We start from the raw sequence: 19,380 nt of genomic DNA on the forward strand, positions 1-19,380 counted from the left end.
CCGATTCCCGCACAACCTAAGACCTATTAAAACACCGCCCTGAAATGCCGTTTTTACAAGCGCATGTCAGTGGGCTATATTTTTCTGGTTGCTTCTTGCAGCTTTACGCGCCATTAGCTCAATTGGTAGAGCAACTGACTCTTAATCAGTGGGTTCGGGGTTCGAGTCCCTGATGGCGCACCGATAGCCCTCTAGGCCTTAGATTTTAACGCTAAGAACCTAGAGGGCTTTTTCGCGCGCCCACTCCCCTTAGGCCCTAGTGATCGCGGAAATACAGAGTTCCAAAATCACCACCCTACGGATCTAGCCCCTCATAGACCACGCCGGCACCTAGCCGACCCAAGCCCCCAGCCCGAGCTCTTTAAGCCCTCTCTAAAACACTTCTTGACCTGCCGATTTTACAAGTAGCCATCATGTGCGTTATATTTTTCTTCGTTGCAGCGAGCAACGGTACGCGCCATTAGCTCAATTGGTAGAGCAACTGACTCTTAATCAGTGGGTTCGGGGTTCGAGTCCCTGATGGCGCACAATATGAGAAACCGGAGTGAAATTTCACTCCGGTTTCTCGCATGTTCAAGCAAGTAGAGGGTTAAGGGTCAAAATGGAATGAGTCCCCAGTGAAAATTCTACTGGAGACTCATTTATGTTGATGCTACAATTTTCGCCCAATTCCGGTGATACGGATGAATAAAATTACGATTGCGGCAAAGGCTAGAAATGAAGCTGCTTGAACCCATCCGGAAGCATCAGCGGTACTGATGTAGATCCCGAGAATGACTACGACTGCTAGCATAGCGATGCCTAGCTTCATGCCGCCGGTAAATTTCTCAAACTTCTTGTTCATTCAGTGACCTTCCTAGAGGAGGTATTCCGCGAATACTCGGGTTAATGGACAAAAGGGGATGCGATACTTTTGATTTTCTTACTGCGTAGGCAACGCGTCCCCGGCATAAAGGTACTCAAGCTCTGGGGTGACAGTGCCCGAATCGTAAGTAAATTCCTGGCCCTTAAAGCTGCACGTAATTGAGGTGTCCGTCACCGCGTCGCAGCGGATTCCACGAAACTCGATGAACTCGCCCTTATTCAGCTTCTTGGTTTCAGGCGGCAACGTCACCGACCCCATAGCCACGTTCACCGCGTAACCAACACCATGGGCCTCATCAAACGAAATGGCGTTAGCGGGCTGCACCTGGTCTGAGGTATCCGGCGTCATGGGAACCAGCGGCGGATTCGTCAGGTTAACCGTGCACATGCCGTGACCAGCCTTGGACTCGTTATAGAACCAGCAGCTGCCCTCCTCATTAGGAAGGACAAAGATCAGGTCACCGTTATCAATCATCATGGCCTGCGTGACGTCCTTGCTGGCGGCCTCTCCCGCCGTGGTGGTGCGCTCGCTGGGCGCGGTAGTGAGCTCGCTCACCTGCGCGGCCGAGGATTCCTCCACCGCGATCGTGCTCGTCGACGGCTCCTGCGTAGTAGACGTATCGGCACTATCTGAGCAGGCAGTCAAAGTAAGCGCACAAACGACAGTTGCTGCGAGGTATCGCTTCACAGACACACTTCCTTCTTGAGAGGGACATCTGAAAACAATCTTAACCCAGCTGAACTCGGGCGGGCCCGGGTTAGCGTTCCCGAAGAGGGATCTCGGAGCCGTCGGAAAGCGTGGGGTCATGGAAGAAGTCACCGCCGATGATGGCGATCTTGCGGGTGTCGTGACGCAAGCGGAACAGCCCCTCCTTCAGCATGCGGCGACCCATCTTGTTGGAACCCGTCACCTGCGTGAAGTTCAACACCACCGTGTCCACATCAAGCTCGTGGTCGGACAGGGAGTGCAGGATTGTTTCCGCCGCATTGAAATCAATGTAACCCTGCAGGTCAACGATGATGTCATTGCCCTTCTCGCGGACCTCGCGGATGGCATGAACACCGTAGCGATCCGCCGTAGACATCAAATGCAAACCCATGTCATGGCTCAAATACTTGAAAACCTCCGCACCACGCACCGAATTACCCTCCGGATCAAGACGCGGGGAAAACGTGGCCAAACCAATCTGACCCGGCAACGAACCAATCAAACCACCAGCCACGCCAGACTTCGCAGGAATGCCCACCTCAGCCATCCAACGGCCCGCACCATCATACATGCCAGCACTGCTCATCACCGCCAACGTCAAACGGCACACATCCGCATCAAGGATCTTCTCCCCCGTCACCGGCTGACGACCACCATTAGCCAACGTCGCCGCCATCACCGCCAAATCCTCGGCAGTCACCAGCACCGAGCACTGTGTCACATACGTACCCACCGCATCATGGGCCTCATCCTGGATCACGTCATAACTACGCAACATATGCGCCAACGAAAGATTACGATCCGCCGTAGACAACTCAGAATCATTAACCCCCTGATCAACCGCCAAATCACGACCAGCAAGCTGCGACAAATACGCCACAATCTTGCGCTCGCGATCCTCCGGCAAAGACTCCGGGCCGTTGATGAGTTGGGTAACAGCAATAGCACCCGCATTAATCATCGGATTCACCGGGCGGTGATCATCATCATCCAAACTCAACTCATTAAACGCCTCACCCGAAGGCTCCATACCCACAATATTCTTGACCTTATCCAAGCCCAGCTCCTGCAGCGCGAGGGCAAAAATGAACGGCTTAGAAATCGACTGGATAGTGAACTCCGTCTGAGCATCACCCGCCGAATACATATGCCCACTAGTTGTGCACAATGCAACACCCAAGGGGTTCGGGTCAGCATCAGCCAACTCAGGAATATAGTCCGCAACAGCACCATCAGTGTTGTCACGAACGCGGTCAAGAATATCCTCAAGATACTGCGGAATCGGGCTCTTCATAACCTCCTACAGTAGCGTGCACAACCCCCAATATGGCCAACCAGCTGCCGGCGGGGCGGGGTGGGCTGCTTGATGGTGTGCTGTGGTGGGCCGTGTGTGGCCTGGGGTGGGGTGGGATGTTTGACGGTGTGAGGTGGTGAGCAAGTGGCCTATGAAATCGTAGGGCCAGCAGCGCCCACCTCTATACAATCAGGACTTATGAAAGCACTCATCCTCGTAGACGTCCAGAACGACTTCTGCCCCGGTGGCTCACTCGCCACGGAGCGTGGATCGGACGTCGCCACCAACATCGCCCAATACCTACTCACCCACGGCGCCAACTACACCAGCATCATCACCACCCAAGACTGGCACATCGACCCAGGCACCCACTTCTCCAACAACCCAGACTATGTAGACACCTGGCCAGTACACTGCGTAGCCGACACCAACGGCGCCGCCCTACACCCCGCCCTAGCCACCGCCACCATCGACGCCGCCTTCCACAAAGGCCACTACACCGCCGCCTACTCCGGATTCGAAGGCGTACTCGCAGGCACCTACGGCACCGATGACGCCGTGGGTCTAGCCGAATGGCTACGCGACCGCGGCATCAACGAAGTAGACATCTGCGGCATCGCCACCGACCACTGCGTCCGCGCCACCGCCCTCGATGCAGTGAAGGACGGCTTTAGCGTCACGGTAATCAAACGCCTGTGCTCCCCCGTATCCGAGGAAGCTGGGCAGGCAGCGCTCGAAGAAATGGCAGCGGCGGGGGCTGCAGTTGCTTAGTTTTGTTACTCGGTAGTGCCGTCGGGGCCGCCCCTGAGGCGGGCGGCCCAGCCGACGCAGGGCCCTGGGCGCGGGAGCCTTGGGTGACGTCGATAAGCAAAAACCGCACTCCCCAGAACAGGAAGTGCGGTTGCGCTGAAAGCAAAAACTAGGAACGACGAGCAGCCAGAAGCTTCTGAATCTCCTTAAGCTGCTTACGCTTGGAACGGCCGCGAGCTGCGCTAACAACGATCAGGGTGACAATCGCTGCGCCAACGCCAGCCAAAATCTTCTGGATCTGAGGATCCTTAAGAATGTCATTAGCCTGGCCCTTAGCGTTATCTACCAACGCCTGCGGCTGGGAACGATCAGCAATCTGATCAAGGGTGCTAGCCAGCTGCGCGCGGGTGCGCTCAATGTCGCGCTGAATATCATCAATGCTGCGTGCCACGGTGAAAATTCTCCCTTATTCAAGTTCACAAAATTAGTACTCCCAATAACAATACCCGCAACAACACCTTTTCGGCACGTCGTGGTGCACAAAACTTAGCTACCATGAAACCCATGAGTGAAAACATCCGTCTGGAAGAAGGCCAAAAAGCCCCCGAATTCACCCTCACCGACGACCGCGGTGAACACGTCTCCCTAAGCGACTACGCAGGCAAACGCGTCATCGTCTACTTCTACCCACGCGCCAACACCCCCGGCTGCACCAAGGAGGCATGCGACTTCAGAGATTCCCTAGCAGACCTCAACAACACCGGAATCGACGTCGTTGGAATCAGCCCAGACAAACCAGAAAAACTCGCCAGCTTCCGCGAAGAACAAGAACTGAACTTCCCACTACTGTCCGACGAAAACAAAGAAGTCATGAAGGCCTACGGCGCCTTCGGCGAGAAAAAGAACTACGGCAAGATCGTGCAAGGCGTCATCCGCTCCACCTTCATCATCAATGACGGCGTGATTGAGAAAGCCATGTACAACGTACGCGCCACCGGACACGTCGCCCGCGTGCTCAGGGAACTTTCCTAAGCACAGACGCCATTGGGCAGATTTAGGCCGGATGGTCCGGCCGGACGGTTGGGCCGGATGATTGGCCCGGACGGTTCGGCAGGACGGTTCGGCCGGATGGTTGGGCCGGATGGTGCTGAGAGGTATTTAGCCTAGGAGGTCGCGCACTACGGCCTCGGCTTTGGAGAGTTCATCCTCGTCTTTGACCACGCGCACGTTCAAGCCGGGCTGGGGCAAGAATTCCTGACACGCGTGGTCCGGGATCACCTCAACGTCCGCTTTCAGGCCGCGGGCTTCGAGGTAAGCGTCGAAGTGATTGGAGATGCTCATGGGGACGAGTGTAGTGGAGGGACAAAAAACTAAACTTTGTGGGTGTTTTTGAGTATTTTTCTTTAAAAACCGGCTCAGAGTTTAGATTTTTGTTCCTTGAGGAACTTCCGCAACACTTTGGAGTCGAATCTGGTGGTGTCATCGTAGATGAAAGCACCCCATGGTTTCCGGCGTTTGGTGTTCTTCAGCGCCCGCAGCACAACGCCACGCCACGAGCCGTTCTTGAACATCGAGTCTTTGATGCGAACCACCGTAAAGCCAGCATTGACCAAGGCATGTTGGCGCGCCATGTCCGCCATCGCCGCCGCATGCGGATTCTGCTCGTATTTAGATTTGCCGTCATACTCCACGATCACGAGCTGATCCACGAATAAAAAATCTGGGCGATAGTAAGCACCAATATCCTCCAGATAGATCTTGGGTTGGGCGCAAAAAACTCCCGCGCCTAGGGCTAGGAGGCCCAGGCGGAGTTGCGATTCCCGCGGGCTCTCAGACGAGCCACTCATGAGTTCCACCGCCGACTGTAGGACGCGGACGTTACGTTTTAGGCGGTAATCCTGGGCAATAGACCGCATCTCAGATTCTGTAATGACACGCTCGTGCAGAAGAAAGTCAGCAGCAACCACAGCCTGCTCACAGCCATCCAACAACGCAATATGCGCCACCGTGTCAGCCGGGTGAGTCAGTCGAAAGGCACGATCCTCCTGCTCCCCTCGGCTGTTCATCACGGCAAAGGAGTGAGTCTGTGCCCTGTCCACTATAGATGGAGAAGTCTTCCGAAACGTGATGTGCTGATGAGGGCTGGCCTGAGGATTCAGTTTCAGGAACACAAAAGACCTGGAGTAATCCAACAGCGGGATGCCCGCCAATACCGCAGCGGCACGGCCAGTAATAACGGCGTTTCGATACTTCTGCGTTACAGCCTGAGCGCTCCACAGAAAACGATCACGAGGATAAGCATCCCTCCACCTCGCACCATCCACACTCCACTGAGGAGCGAGACGAACCAGCTTCCCCTGTTGAAGAAGGACTCCGGCCTTCCTGCGGCCAATGTCATCGGTATGAACTAACACTGGGAATCAACGTGTCCTCACACCGCCCCGAATTGCACTGATAGAGACTAATAGAAAGGTGAGCAGGTTTAAGGGTATGGGGTTTTTCGAAGACACTCGGAAAAACTAAACTTTGAGGCCAAATCTGTGGAATTTACCGCAAAAATGGGCCCAAAGTTTAGAATCTTGTCCCTGCCTGTGGATAACGCTGAGCCCCTGCTCCCAAGGTGATGGAAGCAGGGGCTCAAGGCATCTATTTTCCCAACTGTTTAACTACAGGAGGCCGTTGCGAACAAGGATATCCCTGATCAAGCCCTCCTCAGACTCAGTCAGTTGAGGGACCGGCGCTGGCATCTTCGCGGATTCGAAAACGCCCAGCAGCTTCAGGGAGACCTTAAAGCCACCCACGCCGGCACCAAAGCCCTGGCAGGAAGTAGCAAGGCGGGCAACCCACATGAGATCAGCCAAACGATCCTGCTCACGCTTAACCTGCGCCCAGTCACCAGCCTGGAAGGCATCCCACTGGCGGACATAACCCGCAGGATCAACATTGCCCAGGCCAGGAACAGAGCCATCCGCGCCGGACAGGTATGCACCATCAACAACAACCTCATGGCCAGTGAAGACGGCGAGCGGATGACCCGCAGCATGGTTTTCCAGCACAAGGTTACGGAATCCCACGTCGTCACCGGAGGAATCCTTCACACCAGCCAACACGCCCTCAACGCCCAGCTTGACCAGCATGGCAGAAGGCAGCTTGGAGTGGACACACACTGGGATGTCGTAAGCAAAAATTGGCATGTCAGGAACTGCAGCGTGAATGAGGCGGAAGTGCTCCTCAATCTGAGGCAAGCCACCCAAAGCGTAGAACGGAGCAGTAACAACCACAGCGTCCGCGCCACATTCCTTAGCATGGTGAACCAGCTCAATGACCTTGGCCGTCTGCGTCTCAATGCAGCCAACCATCACCGGAACGCGGCCATCAACAACCTTGAGGGATTCCTTCACAATCGCATCACGCTCAGCGAAGGTCACGAACGCACCCTCACCGGAAGAACCTAGAACAAACAAGCCATGAACGCCAGCATCAATCATGCGGTTGATGTTGCGCGCATACGACTCCATGTCTAGGGTGCCGTCATCATGACGAGCAATCACTACCGGAGGAACAACGCCCTTGAAAGTAGAAGACATAACGAACAATCCTTTCCTAATTAGAGCGTCGGGTGCAGAAGCGAAGGAGCGGCGCCCAAGAGTTTCTTGGTGTATGGGTCCTTAGGATTCTCAAAAACCTGCTGAGCAGGCCCAGTCTCCATGACCTCGCCCTTGTACATCACAGTGATGGTGTCAGAGACGTAACGAACAGTCTGAATATCGTGAGAAATGAACACCATGGACAAACCAAGCTGTTCCTTCAGATCCGTCAGGAGATTCAGAATCTGCGCGCGGACAGAAACGTCCAGCGCGGATGTTGGCTCATCCGCGATGATGGCATCCGGGTTCAGAGAAAGCGCACGGGCAATAGCCACACGCTGACGCTGACCACCAGACAGCTGACCAGGCAGTGCGTCCAGAGCAGACTCCGGCAGACCCACCATCTTGATGAGCTCATGAACACGCTCTTCACGCGACTCAGGTGTACCAATCTTGTGCACATCCAGCGGATCGCGCAGCTGGTCACGCACAACCATGCGGGAATTCAACGCAGTAGCAGGATCCTGGAACACAACGGACACCACGCGACCCATCGCGCGACGGTCCGCCGCCGTACGCTTGGTCACCTCGCGGCCGTTAAAGTACACGTGGCCACCGGTAGGAGCCTGCAAACCGCACATCACGTTTGCGGTAGTGGACTTGCCACAACCAGACTCACCCACCAAACCAATGGTCTCACCAGGCATGAGCTTCAAGCTCACGCCGTTCACAGCCTTGACAATGTGCGGGCGGAAAATACCACCAGTACGGGCCTTGAAGTGGACCTGAACGTTGTCCAGCTCAATGATCGGCTGGTTAGGGTCTCGCTGCGGACGATCCTTCAGAAGGAGATCTTCAGTAGACATTGCTTACCCCTTAGCTTGGGCATCGATGCCCATCTGGATGTAGTCGGCGTCGGAAAGCTGAGGACCGGTGAGCTTGCCTGCGCGCTCGAGCTCGGCGGCGTAGTGCAGCTCATCTGGAAGATCAGCGTAAACATGGAAGGTGCCAGGCACCGTGCGCATGACGCGCGGTGTTTCGATGCCCACCGACGGGTGCGAGGAACGAGGAGCAAAGCGATCGCCCTCAGGGAAGTCGGCAGGTGAAGGCACCGTGCCAGGGACCTGGTGGAGGCGGCCGGAGCCGGCCTCGATGGACAGCACAGCACCCAGCAGGCCGCGGGTGTACTCGTGACGAGGATCCGTGAGGATCTCGCGAGTAGAACCCTGCTCTATAACCTGGCCTGCGTACATAACGGTGATGGAGTAGGCAACCTCAGCAACCAAAGCAAGGTCGTGGCTGACGAAGATCATGGCGAAGCCAAGCTTGTCCTGCAGATCCTTAATCAGCTCAATAACCTGCTTCTGAACCGTCACATCCAACGCGGTCGTAGGCTCATCCGCGATCAACAACTGAGGATCGCGAGTCAACGCCATAGCAATCAGCACACGCTGACGCTGACCACCGGACAGCTCGTGAGGGTAGGAATCCAGCGTGCGCTTAGGATCCAGACCAACCAGCTCCAGCAACTCCTCCGCGCTACGAGTACCACCGCGGGACGTCATCTGCTTCATCTGAGCCCTAATCAGCATCGATGGGTTCAAAGAAGACAGCGCATCCTGGTACACCATCGCAATCTCATTGCCCAGCAGCTTATTGCGCTCAGCATGGCTCATCTTCAACAGGTCCTTGCCCTGGTAGAAAATCTCACCAGAAACCTGAGCCTTAGGATCCAGCAGACCCATGATGGTCAGCGCCATGATGGACTTACCACAACCAGACTCACCAACCAGACCCATGGTCTCACCCACAGGAACAGAGAAGGACACGTGATCCACCACGTTCACATCACCATGGCGTGGGAACCTAATGCACAGATCCTTTACCTCAAGCAATGGCTTAGTGCCAGGAGCCGGTGCGAAACGGTCAGTGCGCTTAGTCTCCACTTCCTGCAACGCATCCAAGCGCTGAACCAGAGAAGCATGCTGAACTTCGTAAGCCTTGACTGGATCAACCAGCAGCTTGTCAGCCTCGCGCGCAGCAGCAGGGTCGTGATCATCAACAACAGGGCCCTTAGGAGCCGCAACCATAGCGTCCGTAATACCCTCAGACAAGATATTCAGGCTCAACACAGTCAGCATGATCATCAAACCAGGGAACAGAGCCTGCCACCACTCACCACGCAGAACACCCTGCTGAGCAGCAGAAAGAATGTTACCCCACGTAGGAATAGGCTCCTGCAGACCAGCACCAATAAAGGTCAAAGAAGCCTCAAGAATGATCGCGTCAGCAACCAGCACAGTAGCGAACACCAACACCGGAGCCGCACAGTTACGCATCACATGCTTGATCAGAATCCACGGAGCCTTCGCACCGGAAACAACAACCGCATTAACGTAATCCTCACCGTACTCACTCATCACATTCGCACGAACAATACGAGTCAGCTGCGGAATGTAAACAAACGCAATCGAACCAATGATCACACCCAACATCCACTCAGGATGCTTAGGATCACGGAAAACAACCACGGTAACAGCAACCAGCGCGATACCAGGCACGGACATCACAACGTCCATGATGCGCATGATCAGCTCAGAAACCCACTTACGAGATACCGCAGCAATGGAGCCGATGATCGCACCAATGATCAACGCAACCAATGTTGCGCAGATACCCACAGCCAAGGAGTAACGGCCACCGTAGAGAAGGCGAGACAAAACATCGCGGCCCAGGTTGTCAGTACCGAACGGAAACTCACCACTCGGCGGCTGAGACTTCAGCGCAATAGCAGTTGGATCATGAGGCGCAAGCAGCGGAGCAAAGATCGCAGACAACGCCACAAGAATCAACACAATCGTGGCGATCTTAGAGCCCAAGCTCATACGCTTCCAGCCCTTAAACCTATGGACTGTATCTTTATCAGACAGTTTGGTAGCCAGTGTATTACGCATCGATTACACCGTCCTAATGCGAGGATTGATCAGGATGTACAGGAGGTCAACCACAATGTTGACCACGATGAACGCAATAGCCACCATCAACGTTGCGCCCTGCACAACCGTGACCCAGTTCATCGTGATGCCATCAATGAGCACACGGCCCATGCCAGGCAAGGAGAAAATAATCTCAATAACAACCGCGCCACCCATCAGGTAACCAACGCGCAAACCCAGCACCGTCACTGGTGTAATCAGTGCATTACGAAGCACGTTGCGGGAAACAACGGTGGACTTAGGAATACCAGCACCCAAAGCAGTGCGGACATAATCACGATCCAGCTCCTCCACCATGGAGGTACGTACCACACGAGTCAGCTGGCCAATCACCGGCACCGCCAACGCAAACGACGGCAACAGCATACGCAAAACCCAGCCGCCAAAATCCTCCGTCGGCGCAGGCAAATTACCAGCAACTGGAAGCTTGCCCATGAAAACAAGGACCAACAAAATAGCCAACCAGAACGAAGGCATCGCGATGCACACAACAGAAATCAGGCGAATAACCTGATCAGGCCAACGATCGCGGTACAGAGCAGCCAGCACGCCCAAAGGGAAAGCAAACACAACAGCAATGATCAGACCGATGAACGTCAGCTGCATAGTAATAGGAAGAGCCGCGAACACCTTCTCACTCACCAGCTGATTGTTCTGACCATACGTACCCAGGTCACCCTGGAGCATTCCGCCAACATAGGAGAAGAATCGAACCAGCCATGGATCATTAAGACCATTAGCCTCACGGTAAGCCTCAAGCTGCTCAGGGGTAGCAGACTCACCGAGCGCAGAATACGCAGGATCGATAGGGGACAAAGACATCAAGACGAAAACCAAGAACGTAACGCCCAAAACCATAATGGGCAGAGCGATCAGCCTTCGACCAATGAGTCGTATCAAGTTATTCACTTACACGCACTCCTTGAGAGACGATGCAGAGCGGTGGTGCCCTGCTTTCACAATCAATAATTTTGCTATTAACTTTTTAAAAAGAGGCGTCACAGTAACCAGAATTCAATTGGAAAGGGATGCCCAAAGGGGCGCAAAGATTGCCTGGACTAACAAGTTGAGCTGAATTTCTTGGAGACTGTCAGGACATTTCCAAGACAAGTGGTAGACACTGCATCATCCGAGTTAAGTCAGCTACCACCTACGCCCCTTTGGTGAATATGTGTGGAAATTGCATCCCAGCTTCTAGCTCTCCTCCGCCCCTCACCTTTAGTGACGCTACTCAAGGTGAGGGATCTCTACAGAGAAGTTTTTATGAACTTACTTCAGCAACTTTGCTGTAGCTACTTCACCTCAGCACCCACGGCCCACAGGCCGGTGGTACCGATGGACTTGAAGTTCTCCAGCTTGTTAGCGTTGTAAGCCGTGATCATCGTGCGGTGGAACAGTGGGTAGATTGGAACTTCTTCAGAAATAAGATCCAATGCCTCGTCCCACTTCTGCTGCTGCTCATCACCCTCAAGCTTGGTGGCGTCGGAGATCAGAGACTGCAGCTCGTCGTACTTAGCCTTGTCGCTCTGCTGCCAGAAAGTACGCTTCTGGGTCCAGACGTTGTCACCAAACCACCAGTTGATCAGCAATGCTGGGTCGTTACCAAATACGGAAGGATCGCCAGGAGCAATAGCTACATCGAAGGTTGGGTTATCAACATCCAAGTGGTTGGAGTACAGAGAAGCAGAAGCCTCAGTCTGAAGGTTGACGGTAACACCCACTGCCTCCAGGTCATTCTTAATCTGAGGAGCCAGATCAGAAATCCATGGGTGGTCAGTAGTCAGGAGGGTGATGTTCAGGCCATCAACGCCAGCCTCCTTCAACAGAGACTTTGCCTTTTCCTGATCGTAGGTAAAGACGTTAGCGGCCTCGTGGTAGTTAGGGTGGGACTCAGGCAGGAAGGACTTAGCAGCCTTAGCCTTGCCATCCATGTTGTTATCAATCAGCTGCTGAGTGTTGATCGCGTAGAAGAATGCTTGGCGAACCTTAGGATCGTTGAAAGGCTCCTTCTCAGTGTTGAACAGCAAGAATGGGAGGTTAAAGCCGTCAACTTCGTCGACAGTCATACCTGCGGCCTCAAGCATTCCAGCGTTGGCAGCAGGGACTGCCTCCATGACGTCGATGGTGCCAGAGGTACCAGCGGTAGTACGAGCGGTGTCATCCTTGATAACATCCCACACCAGCTTCTCCGCGCCGGCAGGCTTAGGACCGTTGTAGTTCTCATTAGGAACAGCGGTGACCTGGGAGTCAGTGATGGACTCGTACTTGTATGGGCCGGAACCGATTGGCATAGAGGTCAGCTCATCATCGGTAGCTGCCTCAGGAACGATCTTGACAATAGCAAGGCGCTGCTCAGCCAAGGAGAAAGGCTCCTTCAGCTTAATGGTGACAGTGGTGTCGTCCTTAGCCTCAACAGTATCGATGAAGTCAAGCATAGTGGCGTACAGGTTGCCCTCAGTCATCGCACGCTCGAAGGAAGACACAACGTCGGCGGTGGTGACAGCAGTACCATTCGAGAACTTAGCCCCATCACGAAGCTTGATCTCCATCTCGGTGTCAGAAACTGCGGTAGGAGCATCAGCTGCCAACGCAGGGTAGACCTCGTAGTTGCTCATATCGAACTCGTAGAGGCCCTCAACCACATGCCAGTTGGTACCCATGGCAAGAGCAGAAGACGTAGTGGATGGGTGGTAGTTGGTGGTCTCATACGCAACACCCATGGTGATCTGGCCGTTGCCGGAGCCTCCGCCAGCAGCCGCGCCCGAATCAGTTGAAGAATCGGAGCCACCGCAGGCACTGAGGGTCAGAGCGACAGCAGCAATCACTGCTGTCAGTGCACGCTTACGTTGAAACATGACTTCCTCTCTGTAAAGGGGATATTGGAAATTCCTATTCACTTATGAAGCTTGATAATCTCGGCGGCAAACTGGTCAAGGAACTCTGGGACAATTGAGTGCTCACCGCCCGGCAATAGCAGCACGGTCACATTCTGATTGCCCAGAGCATCAACCTCACGCTTGCCCTCAGCACCAACAATGCAGTCCTGTCCGTCGCTCGTCACAACAGTGGTGGGAACCGAAATCTGGGACACCATGTCTAGCCAGTTGTCTTGGAAGCTGACCTCACCCGTAGCAACTAGGTCTAAGTCCACATTGGCTTGGCCATAAATCCAGTTAATGTGCTCACGCATGCTCCACGGGCGCTTCGCCGCGTTCTCCGCGATAGCTCCAGCGGGATCCTCAGCCCACCGCTTGGCGCGCAGGTATGCGTCTGGAGCTTGGGCGCGGTAGAAAGCCTCAAACTCTTCATTCAGCCAGGCCGGATCCGCTAGGACGAGACCGCGAACCATATCTGGATGCCGTACGGCGATAGCGGTAGCAATGGCACCGCCCATGGAATGCCCTACAAGCAGTGGTTTCTTGCCAAACAGTTCGCTAACAAAGGTGATGAGTTCTACTGCCTGATCAACGCTTGCCTCAAATGGGCGCTCTAGCTCAGCGTCGGTAAAGCGGCGGGACTGGCCGTGACCAAGGGCGTCAACGGTGACGCTGTGGAATCCTTCACCCAGCTTGTCAATAAGCGGAGCCCACCAGAGAGACGAGTTGTTCACACCATGCAGGTAAACGACCAACGGGGCGTTGGGATCTCCGCTTACTGCGTAGTGCAACATGATGTGCCTTTCTACAGGGGTGAACAGCTGACGCAATTAAATTGGACCTCGATCACATTTCCTATGCCTATGTGACCAACCCCTATTATAGGTATGACATCATACGGAATCTTTGTTCCTGAGAAATTTACCCCCGCCCTAACCGGAGGGTTTTCAATCTTTTCGCAGTTCAGCTCGCCCAAAAGCGCATTATATGACGTCATACAATTAACCGAATGAAGGCGCTTGCATACAGAAAATCCACTTCCCCGAACAGGAAAACTACCCCCGCCATCCCACGCATCCTTAAGAATGAAGGGAGAAGAACCTGCCGATAACGCCGTTCATTTCGCGCCAAGAATCCACTGGGTAGGCCAATGCCCCATGGAAAGTTCCCTCCCACATATGCAAGGAGCACTCCACCCCACGATCAACCAGACCAGTAGCGAGCGCAATCCCCTCATCGCGCAGTGGATCTACCGGATTCACCACCACAAGCGTTGGCGGGAACACTTCAGGGTTTATGTCATCCACGCGTGGCATCACGTCAATCGCCTCCCTGTCACCCACGTACGCCCGCCACGCAAACACCGCAGCCTGTTTCGTCCATACCGGCCCGTCAGCATGGGTTATGTAGGACGCACAAGCCATCGATGGATCCAAGCAGGGTTCCAGCAGCACCAATCCGGCAAGACCATCTAGCTCACATGCAGCACTAAAGCTGAGACCTGATCCAGCGGAATCCCCATAAAAGAACGCTGGAAGATGAGCAAACTCCCCCATTGCCCACCGGGCCACGGTGAGCACATCTTCCTTTCCCGCAGGGAAAGGATGCTCAGGCGCGAGCCGGTACTCCGGCGAGACCACCACCGCCTGGAAACGCTCAGCCAAGAAGGCGTTGCGCTCGTCGTCAAAGCGGGCACGCCCAGCCACGTAGCCACCACCATGCGGGGCAATGAGCAGTCGTTCAGGATTGGAAGCGGAGAACATCCTGACCTCAATACCGGCCACATCGAGGATGCGCGCTCCCCAATCTCGGGCGTTAGCAAACATGCGATCCGCTTCCGCTCGCATTGCATTAATGTTCCACGTTGTCTGCTCCGGAGCACGACAATTGGCTAAAAGCTCAGGTTGAATGTAGTAATTCATCAAATGTGCAGCTTTCTCGGTGGTGGCCATTAGGGGCCACAGTCATATGATGTATGATGAATCTAGTTTAGGTTGCTTCTTCGCCCCGCACCACCACTTCACCCCTCAATTGATCCACCATCGGGCGTAACCAAGGTCCGCAAAGGAGTCTTTTTACATGAACAAGACCGCAAGCGCATCAAGCCAAGCTCAAGACGGCATCATTAATTTCATTAAAGACAAAGGCCTTACCCCCGGAGACCCGCTCCCCAGCGAAGCCTTCCTCTGCGAACAACTGGGGCTATCTCGCACCTCCATTCGCCAGGCAATTCACACACTGAGCTCGCTCGACATCATCGAGGTACGCCACGGCCACGGCACGTTCGTATCCAACATGTCATTGCAGCCACTCATCAAAGGAATGATCCTGCGCACGATCTTGGGATCAGAAAAATCGCTCGACACCCTCGATGAGATCGTGGAGCTTCGCAGCGCTATAGATCATTCCCTCGCCGACGAGCTTGTCGACGCATGGAAGGGCCAAGACATCTCAGAAATCATGGCCATCGTGGACGATATGCACGCCCACCACAAGGAGGGAAAGCCTTTCTACCAGCAGGATAAACTGTTCCACCAGAAGCTGATCGAGCCCACCCACAACTCCATCATGAAGGAACTCTCCGACGCCTTCTGGGAGATCCACATGGCACTCATGCCACGCCTTAAAGTGGTCATGCCAGGCGACATCAGCATCACCATCCAGGCCCACGCCTCCATGATCCAGGCGCTCCGCGCCGGCAACACCGAGCGCTATCAGCAGCTTGTCGACGAACACTACGCGCCGCTTCGGCGCACCATCGCGAACGCGCAAAAATAGGGCCGCACAGCTAGCAGCACGCTAGAGATAATACGACAGTCGTCCGACAACTTAGGGGTAGCTTCTACCCCTTTTTTAGTACCCCCAGACCACTAGTCGAAGAGCCTCCGCATATGACTTAACACACAGAATTGCCCCCATCTAGTGCCCACAAAACTCTAGCGCCAGCGTTTTAATGACCATCAGTACGGGCGTAATTATCCATTCCTAAGCTAAACCTTGACAACAAAAGCCCCCTAACCTGCCAGAACGCTCGCACGTTGCGTCAGGAAAAGGGCGAAGCTCTCCAACCTCATCACGGCGAGGCTGGAGATCCGTAATCAAGGAAAAGAGACGCAATGTCTAACGCTTCGAATGTCGCTGCTGAAACGATGACGCCAAAACAGCAAAAGGCAGTCAAGTACGCGACAACTCTCGCAATCATGGCCACGATGGGCCCATTCTTCTACGGCTTTGAGGGCATGGTCCTCAACGGTGCAATCAATGCCGTTGGCACTGAATTCCAGCTTGGTGATTTCGCCAAAGGCTTGGCAGGCGCCGCCGGCATCTTTGGCGGTTTCATCGGCGCACTAGGCGCAGGCCGCATTTCAGACAAAATAGGTCGTAAGACCACACTTATGTGGGGCGGTCTTTTCCTGCTTTTCGAGGCAGTTCTAGGCGCCTTCTCCCCATGGCTCGGCGGTTACTTCTTCCTCATCTTGACCCGTATCGTCGGCGGTATTGGCTTCGGTGTGGCAACCACTATCGCGCCAGGATACGTTGCAGAGATCTCGCCCGCCAAGATCCGTGGTCGCCTCATCGCTTTCCGACAACTCGCCATCATCTTGGGTCTACTGTTCGCGGCAATCATTAATTTCGTCGTAACCCGGCTCGCAGGTTCCTCCACCCAGGAATTAGCCTTAGGGTTCAAAGCATGGCAGTGGATGTTCCTATGCTTGCTCATTCCTGCGGTGTTCTACCTAGTCCTGACCCGCATGATGCCAGAAAGCCCTCGTTACCTGGTCTCTGTCGGAAGGGACCAAGAAGCTGCTGAGATCCTCGAACGAGTAACAGGCGATGAGCCAGACCAGGCACAGGAGCGCGTGGTCACCATCCGCCAATCCTTTGGTGAAACCGTGGAGAAGCTCTCCATCCGCCAGATCATGAACTCCAAGTGGCGCGGCCTTGTTCTTGTTGGCGTCGCAATCGCTGCCTTCCAGCAACTCACGGGTACTAACGGCATCTTCTTCTACTCCAATACGCTTTTTGAGGCGGTTGGTTTCACCGAAGACATGGCGCTGCAGCAGACACTGGTCCTATCCGTGTTCAAGATCATCGGCGTCACCACCGGTATCTTGCTCGTTGACAAAGTTGGCCGTAAGAACATGCTCATCTACGGCGGCACCCTGATCTTCCTCTCCTTGGCAGTTGTGGCAACGGTCTTTACCATCGCACCTACCGTCGACGGTCAACCGGATATCTCTCAGAACCCGGTCCTCGGTGTCGTAGCCGTTGGTGCACTGTGCTGCTTCCTCCTCGGATTCACGTCCTCGTGGGGACCTATCTTCTCCATCGTCATGGGCGAAATGTTCCCGAACAATATTCGTGGCGGTGCGATGAGCGTGGCCAGCGGAGCGGACTTCTTCGTCAACTTCCTCGTGGTACTTCTGTTCCCTTACCTCATCGCATGGTCCCCATCAGCTACCTACTGGATCTACTGCGCATTCGGTGTCTTGGCCGTCGCATTCACCGCGAAGTACTTGCAGGAGACCTCCGGTAAGGACCTGGAGGATATGAACAATCTCGTTCAAGACAAGTAATCACTGAAACGATTTTTCTTCCAAGAAAGCCAGCACCATGTCTGCTACTAAGCGCGATATCCCTGATAACGTCCGCAACGTCCTCGTCATCATGACGGATCAGCATCGAACGGACACCATCGGTTGTCTAGGCAACCCCCACGCCCAGACTCCAGTGATCGATAAGTTCGGTGAGGAGGGTTTCGCTTTCACCAATTGCTACACCCCAACCGCGATCTGCACCCCGGCGCGCGCCTCCTTGCTGACCGGCAAACTGCCCATCAAGCACCAGGTTCTCGCCAATCCGGAGTGGAACATCGCTTATGGCACGGAGATTCCTCTGGATGCGTGGACCTACACTCAGGAGCTTCGTGACCACGGCTACAACGTGGGTATCGTCGGAAAGTACCACTGTGGCCCGAACCTTCCGGATAAGTTCGGAATGGACGATGATTCCTACTGGGGCGCGGAGAATCCCGTGGCGAACGAGAAGTACGTCGCGTGGTTGGAGGAGAACAACCTCCCGCCGGTGAAGGCTCATGACTTCTGGCGCGGCAAGCTTCCAGGCAACCGCGACGGCCACATCATTGCCGCGCGGCTGAAGCAGCCGGAGGAGGCCACCTTTGAGCGCTTCATCGCGGATCGTTCAATTGAGAAGCTGCGCGAATATGCCAAGGACTGGAAGGATTCTGGTAAGCCGTTCAGCTTGGATGTTCACTTCTTTGGTCCGCATTTGCCGTACTTCCTGCCGGATGAATGGTTTGATTTGATCGACCCTAACGATGTCACGCTGCCGGAGAGCTTTGGTGATTCACTGATTGGCAAGCCGCCTATCCAGCAGAATTACGCAACGTACTGGTCTACCTCATCGTTTACGAATGAGCAGTGGAAGAAGCTCATCGCGGTGTACTGGGGTTATGTGGCCATGATCGATTTTGAAATTGGCCGCATCATCGATGCCGCGAAGGAGCTGGGCATCTTGGACGATACTGCGGTGTTCTTCTGCGCGGATCACGGCGAGTTTACTGGTTCCCATCGCCTGAACGATAAGGGCCCTGCCATGTACGACGACATTTACAATGTTCCGTTCATCGCCCACATCCCAGGCGTATCCAAGGTCGGCCGAAGTGAGAAGTTCATGTCTCTGATCGATCTCCCGGCCACGGTTCTTGATATTGCCGGCTTGGACACCTCTTTGGTGGAGGACGGCCGTTCCATTGTGGATCTGACCCGCGGGGATGATGTTGATGATTGGCGAGAGAATATCGTGTGTGAGTTCCACGGGCATCACTTCCCTCTTCAACAGCGAATGATCCGTACCAATGAGTTCAAGCTGATTGTCTCGCACGAGTCGATTAATGAACTCTACGATCTGCGCTATGACCCATCTGAGATGAATAACGTCTACACCTCACCGGTGTATGACGATGTACGTAGGGAGCTAGCGACCGAGTTGTACAAGCAGCTGCGCGAGCATGGAGATCACTCCTTTGCTAAGTGGATGGCTGCGATGACGGACTTTGATGTCCCGCTGGTCAATACGGCTCGTTCCGATCTTGATGAAGTTATGGCTGAGTAAGCCTCGAGCAAGGTTGCTGATTCTTGAACCCCAGGGTGATTTTCTTCTCTTTTATCACCGCTGGGGTCAAGAGTGGGCAATATGAAAACCAACGATCCGATTGCCTTAAGGAAAGGCTATTCCGTGAGTTCTAGGTTTCCTTTGATATCCGTTTCTCCCCCGTTGTCAG

Annotated in this window: 18 protein-coding genes and 2 tRNA genes; 7 read left to right on the top strand and 13 right to left on the bottom strand. The window is 54.5% G+C overall.

The annotated features are described in order from the left end of the window. Positions 1-107: 107 nt before the first annotated feature. Both ACXM2N_RS09245 and ACXM2N_RS09250 read left to right on the top strand, forming a co-directional pair. Positions 108-180, top strand: a tRNA-Lys gene (locus ACXM2N_RS09245). A 274-nt stretch (positions 181-454) separates the two neighbouring features. Beyond that, positions 455-527 (top strand) — tRNA-Lys (locus tag ACXM2N_RS09250). Between the two features lie 125 nt (positions 528-652). Here the strand turns inward: ACXM2N_RS09250 and ACXM2N_RS09255 are convergent. The 3 genes from ACXM2N_RS09255 to ACXM2N_RS09265 all read right to left on the bottom strand — a co-directional run bounded on the left by ACXM2N_RS09255 (position 653) and on the right by ACXM2N_RS09265 (position 2,867). Continuing rightward, entirely contained in the window at positions 653-844 is a 192-nt protein-coding gene (locus tag ACXM2N_RS09255; protein ID WP_458488033.1) for a hypothetical protein, read from the bottom strand. Between the two features lie 78 nt (positions 845-922). Continuing rightward, positions 923-1,558, bottom strand: coding sequence for a hypothetical protein (locus ACXM2N_RS09260; RefSeq protein WP_458488035.1), 636 nt, complete (start codon positions 1,556-1,558; stop codon positions 923-925). 64 nt (positions 1,559-1,622) lie between these two features. After that, a complete protein-coding gene (locus tag ACXM2N_RS09265; RefSeq protein ID WP_458488037.1) occupies positions 1,623-2,867 on the bottom strand; it encodes a glutaminase in 1,245 nt (414 codons plus the stop codon). Between the two features lie 198 nt (positions 2,868-3,065). Between ACXM2N_RS09265 and ACXM2N_RS09270 the strand changes: the two genes are divergently transcribed. Continuing rightward, on the top strand, positions 3,066-3,638 hold the full coding sequence (locus ACXM2N_RS09270) for an isochorismatase family protein (protein ID WP_458488039.1): 573 nt from the start codon (positions 3,066-3,068) through the stop codon (positions 3,636-3,638). A 148-nt stretch (positions 3,639-3,786) separates the two neighbouring features. Here ACXM2N_RS09270 and ACXM2N_RS09275 read toward each other — a convergent pair whose 3' ends face one another. Continuing rightward, positions 3,787-4,068 (bottom strand): DUF3618 domain-containing protein, encoded by a 282-nt coding sequence (locus ACXM2N_RS09275; protein ID WP_458488041.1) that lies wholly within the window; start codon positions 4,066-4,068, stop codon positions 3,787-3,789. A 113-nt stretch (positions 4,069-4,181) separates the two neighbouring features. Between ACXM2N_RS09275 and bcp the strand changes: the two genes are divergently transcribed. After that, positions 4,182-4,649 (top strand): thioredoxin-dependent thiol peroxidase, encoded by a 468-nt coding sequence (bcp, locus tag ACXM2N_RS09280; protein ID WP_458488043.1) that lies wholly within the window; start codon positions 4,182-4,184, stop codon positions 4,647-4,649. A gap of 126 nt (positions 4,650-4,775) precedes the next feature. Here the strand turns inward: bcp and ACXM2N_RS09285 are convergent, their stop codons facing one another. From ACXM2N_RS09285 to ACXM2N_RS09325, 9 genes are all read right to left on the bottom strand, one after another. After that, positions 4,776-4,958 (bottom strand): hypothetical protein, encoded by a 183-nt coding sequence (locus ACXM2N_RS09285; protein WP_458488045.1) that lies wholly within the window; start codon positions 4,956-4,958, stop codon positions 4,776-4,778. Positions 4,959-5,032: 74 nt separating this feature from the next. Then, on the bottom strand, positions 5,033-6,031 hold the full coding sequence (locus tag ACXM2N_RS09290) for a DUF559 domain-containing protein (protein ID WP_458488047.1): 999 nt from the start codon (positions 6,029-6,031) through the stop codon (positions 5,033-5,035). A gap of 252 nt (positions 6,032-6,283) precedes the next feature. Further along, a complete protein-coding gene (locus tag ACXM2N_RS09295; RefSeq protein ID WP_458488049.1) occupies positions 6,284-7,204 on the bottom strand; it encodes a dihydrodipicolinate synthase family protein in 921 nt (306 codons plus the stop codon). 20 nt (positions 7,205-7,224) lie between these two features. Further along, positions 7,225-8,070, bottom strand: coding sequence for an ABC transporter ATP-binding protein (locus ACXM2N_RS09300; protein ID WP_458488051.1), 846 nt, complete (start codon positions 8,068-8,070; stop codon positions 7,225-7,227). 3 nt (positions 8,071-8,073) lie between these two features. Further along, a complete protein-coding gene (locus tag ACXM2N_RS09305) occupies positions 8,074-10,158 on the bottom strand; it encodes a dipeptide/oligopeptide/nickel ABC transporter permease/ATP-binding protein (RefSeq protein ID WP_458488053.1) in 2,085 nt (694 codons plus the stop codon). A gap of 3 nt (positions 10,159-10,161) precedes the next feature. Continuing rightward, positions 10,162-11,109 carry an ABC transporter permease gene (locus ACXM2N_RS09310; RefSeq protein WP_458488055.1) on the bottom strand — a complete coding sequence of 316 codons (948 nt, stop codon included), beginning with the start codon at positions 11,107-11,109 and terminating at the stop codon, positions 10,162-10,164. A 383-nt stretch (positions 11,110-11,492) separates the two neighbouring features. Further along, on the bottom strand, positions 11,493-13,055 hold the full coding sequence (locus tag ACXM2N_RS09315) for an ABC transporter substrate-binding protein (protein ID WP_458488057.1): 1,563 nt from the start codon (positions 13,053-13,055) through the stop codon (positions 11,493-11,495). A gap of 38 nt (positions 13,056-13,093) precedes the next feature. Then, positions 13,094-13,870 carry an alpha/beta fold hydrolase gene (locus ACXM2N_RS09320; RefSeq protein ID WP_458488059.1) on the bottom strand — a complete coding sequence of 259 codons (777 nt, stop codon included), beginning with the start codon at positions 13,868-13,870 and terminating at the stop codon, positions 13,094-13,096. A gap of 285 nt (positions 13,871-14,155) precedes the next feature. Continuing rightward, complete coding sequence (locus tag ACXM2N_RS09325) at positions 14,156-15,028, bottom strand: alpha/beta hydrolase fold domain-containing protein (protein WP_458488061.1); 873 nt, start codon at positions 15,026-15,028, stop codon at positions 14,156-14,158. Positions 15,029-15,155: 127 nt separating this feature from the next. On the opposite strand from ACXM2N_RS09325, the gene ACXM2N_RS09330 reads away from it, so the two are divergent. From ACXM2N_RS09330 to ACXM2N_RS09340, 3 genes are all read left to right on the top strand, one after another. Further along, the gene (locus ACXM2N_RS09330) at positions 15,156-15,854 is read left to right on the top strand and encodes a FadR/GntR family transcriptional regulator (protein ID WP_458488063.1); all 699 of its coding nucleotides are present in this window, start codon (positions 15,156-15,158) and stop codon (positions 15,852-15,854) included. A 338-nt stretch (positions 15,855-16,192) separates the two neighbouring features. After that, positions 16,193-17,653 (top strand): sugar porter family MFS transporter, encoded by a 1,461-nt coding sequence (locus tag ACXM2N_RS09335; RefSeq protein ID WP_458488065.1) that lies wholly within the window; start codon positions 16,193-16,195, stop codon positions 17,651-17,653. 37 nt (positions 17,654-17,690) lie between these two features. Continuing rightward, positions 17,691-19,211: a sulfatase-like hydrolase/transferase gene (locus tag ACXM2N_RS09340; RefSeq protein WP_458488067.1), complete on the top strand. Its 1,521-nt coding sequence runs from the start codon at positions 17,691-17,693 to the stop codon at positions 19,209-19,211. Positions 19,212-19,380: the final 169 nt, after the last annotated feature.

Source organism: Corynebacterium sp. ZY180755 (assembly GCF_054331495.1).

Bases quoted from the DNA above. Each gene is read 5' to 3' on its own strand.
- ACXM2N_RS09255 (WP_458488033.1), bottom strand. From the start codon at position 844: ATGAACAAGAAGTTTGAGAAATTTACCGGCGGCATGAAGCTAGGCATC.
- ACXM2N_RS09265 (WP_458488037.1), bottom strand. From the start codon at position 2,867: ATGAAGAGCCCGATTCCGCAGTATCTTGAGGATATTCTTGACCGCGTT.
- ACXM2N_RS09270 (WP_458488039.1), top strand. From the start codon at position 3,066: ATGAAAGCACTCATCCTCGTAGACGTCCAGAACGACTTCTGCCCCGGT.
- bcp (WP_458488043.1), top strand. From the start codon at position 4,182: ATGAGTGAAAACATCCGTCTGGAAGAAGGCCAAAAAGCCCCCGAATTC.
- ACXM2N_RS09285 (WP_458488045.1), bottom strand. From the start codon at position 4,958: ATGAGCATCTCCAATCACTTCGACGCTTACCTCGAAGCCCGCGGCCTG.
- ACXM2N_RS09295 (WP_458488049.1), bottom strand. From the start codon at position 7,204: ATGTCTTCTACTTTCAAGGGCGTTGTTCCTCCGGTAGTGATTGCTCGT.
- ACXM2N_RS09300 (WP_458488051.1), bottom strand. From the start codon at position 8,070: ATGTCTACTGAAGATCTCCTTCTGAAGGATCGTCCGCAGCGAGACCCT.
- ACXM2N_RS09305 (WP_458488053.1), bottom strand. From the start codon at position 10,158: ATGCGTAATACACTGGCTACCAAACTGTCTGATAAAGATACAGTCCAT.
- ACXM2N_RS09315 (WP_458488057.1), bottom strand. From the start codon at position 13,055: ATGTTTCAACGTAAGCGTGCACTGACAGCAGTGATTGCTGCTGTCGCT.
- ACXM2N_RS09320 (WP_458488059.1), bottom strand. From the start codon at position 13,870: ATGTTGCACTACGCAGTAAGCGGAGATCCCAACGCCCCGTTGGTCGTT.
- ACXM2N_RS09325 (WP_458488061.1), bottom strand. From the start codon at position 15,028: ATGGCCACCACCGAGAAAGCTGCACATTTGATGAATTACTACATTCAA.
- ACXM2N_RS09330 (WP_458488063.1), top strand. From the start codon at position 15,156: ATGAACAAGACCGCAAGCGCATCAAGCCAAGCTCAAGACGGCATCATT.
- ACXM2N_RS09335 (WP_458488065.1), top strand. From the start codon at position 16,193: ATGTCTAACGCTTCGAATGTCGCTGCTGAAACGATGACGCCAAAACAG.
- ACXM2N_RS09340 (WP_458488067.1), top strand. From the start codon at position 17,691: ATGTCTGCTACTAAGCGCGATATCCCTGATAACGTCCGCAACGTCCTC.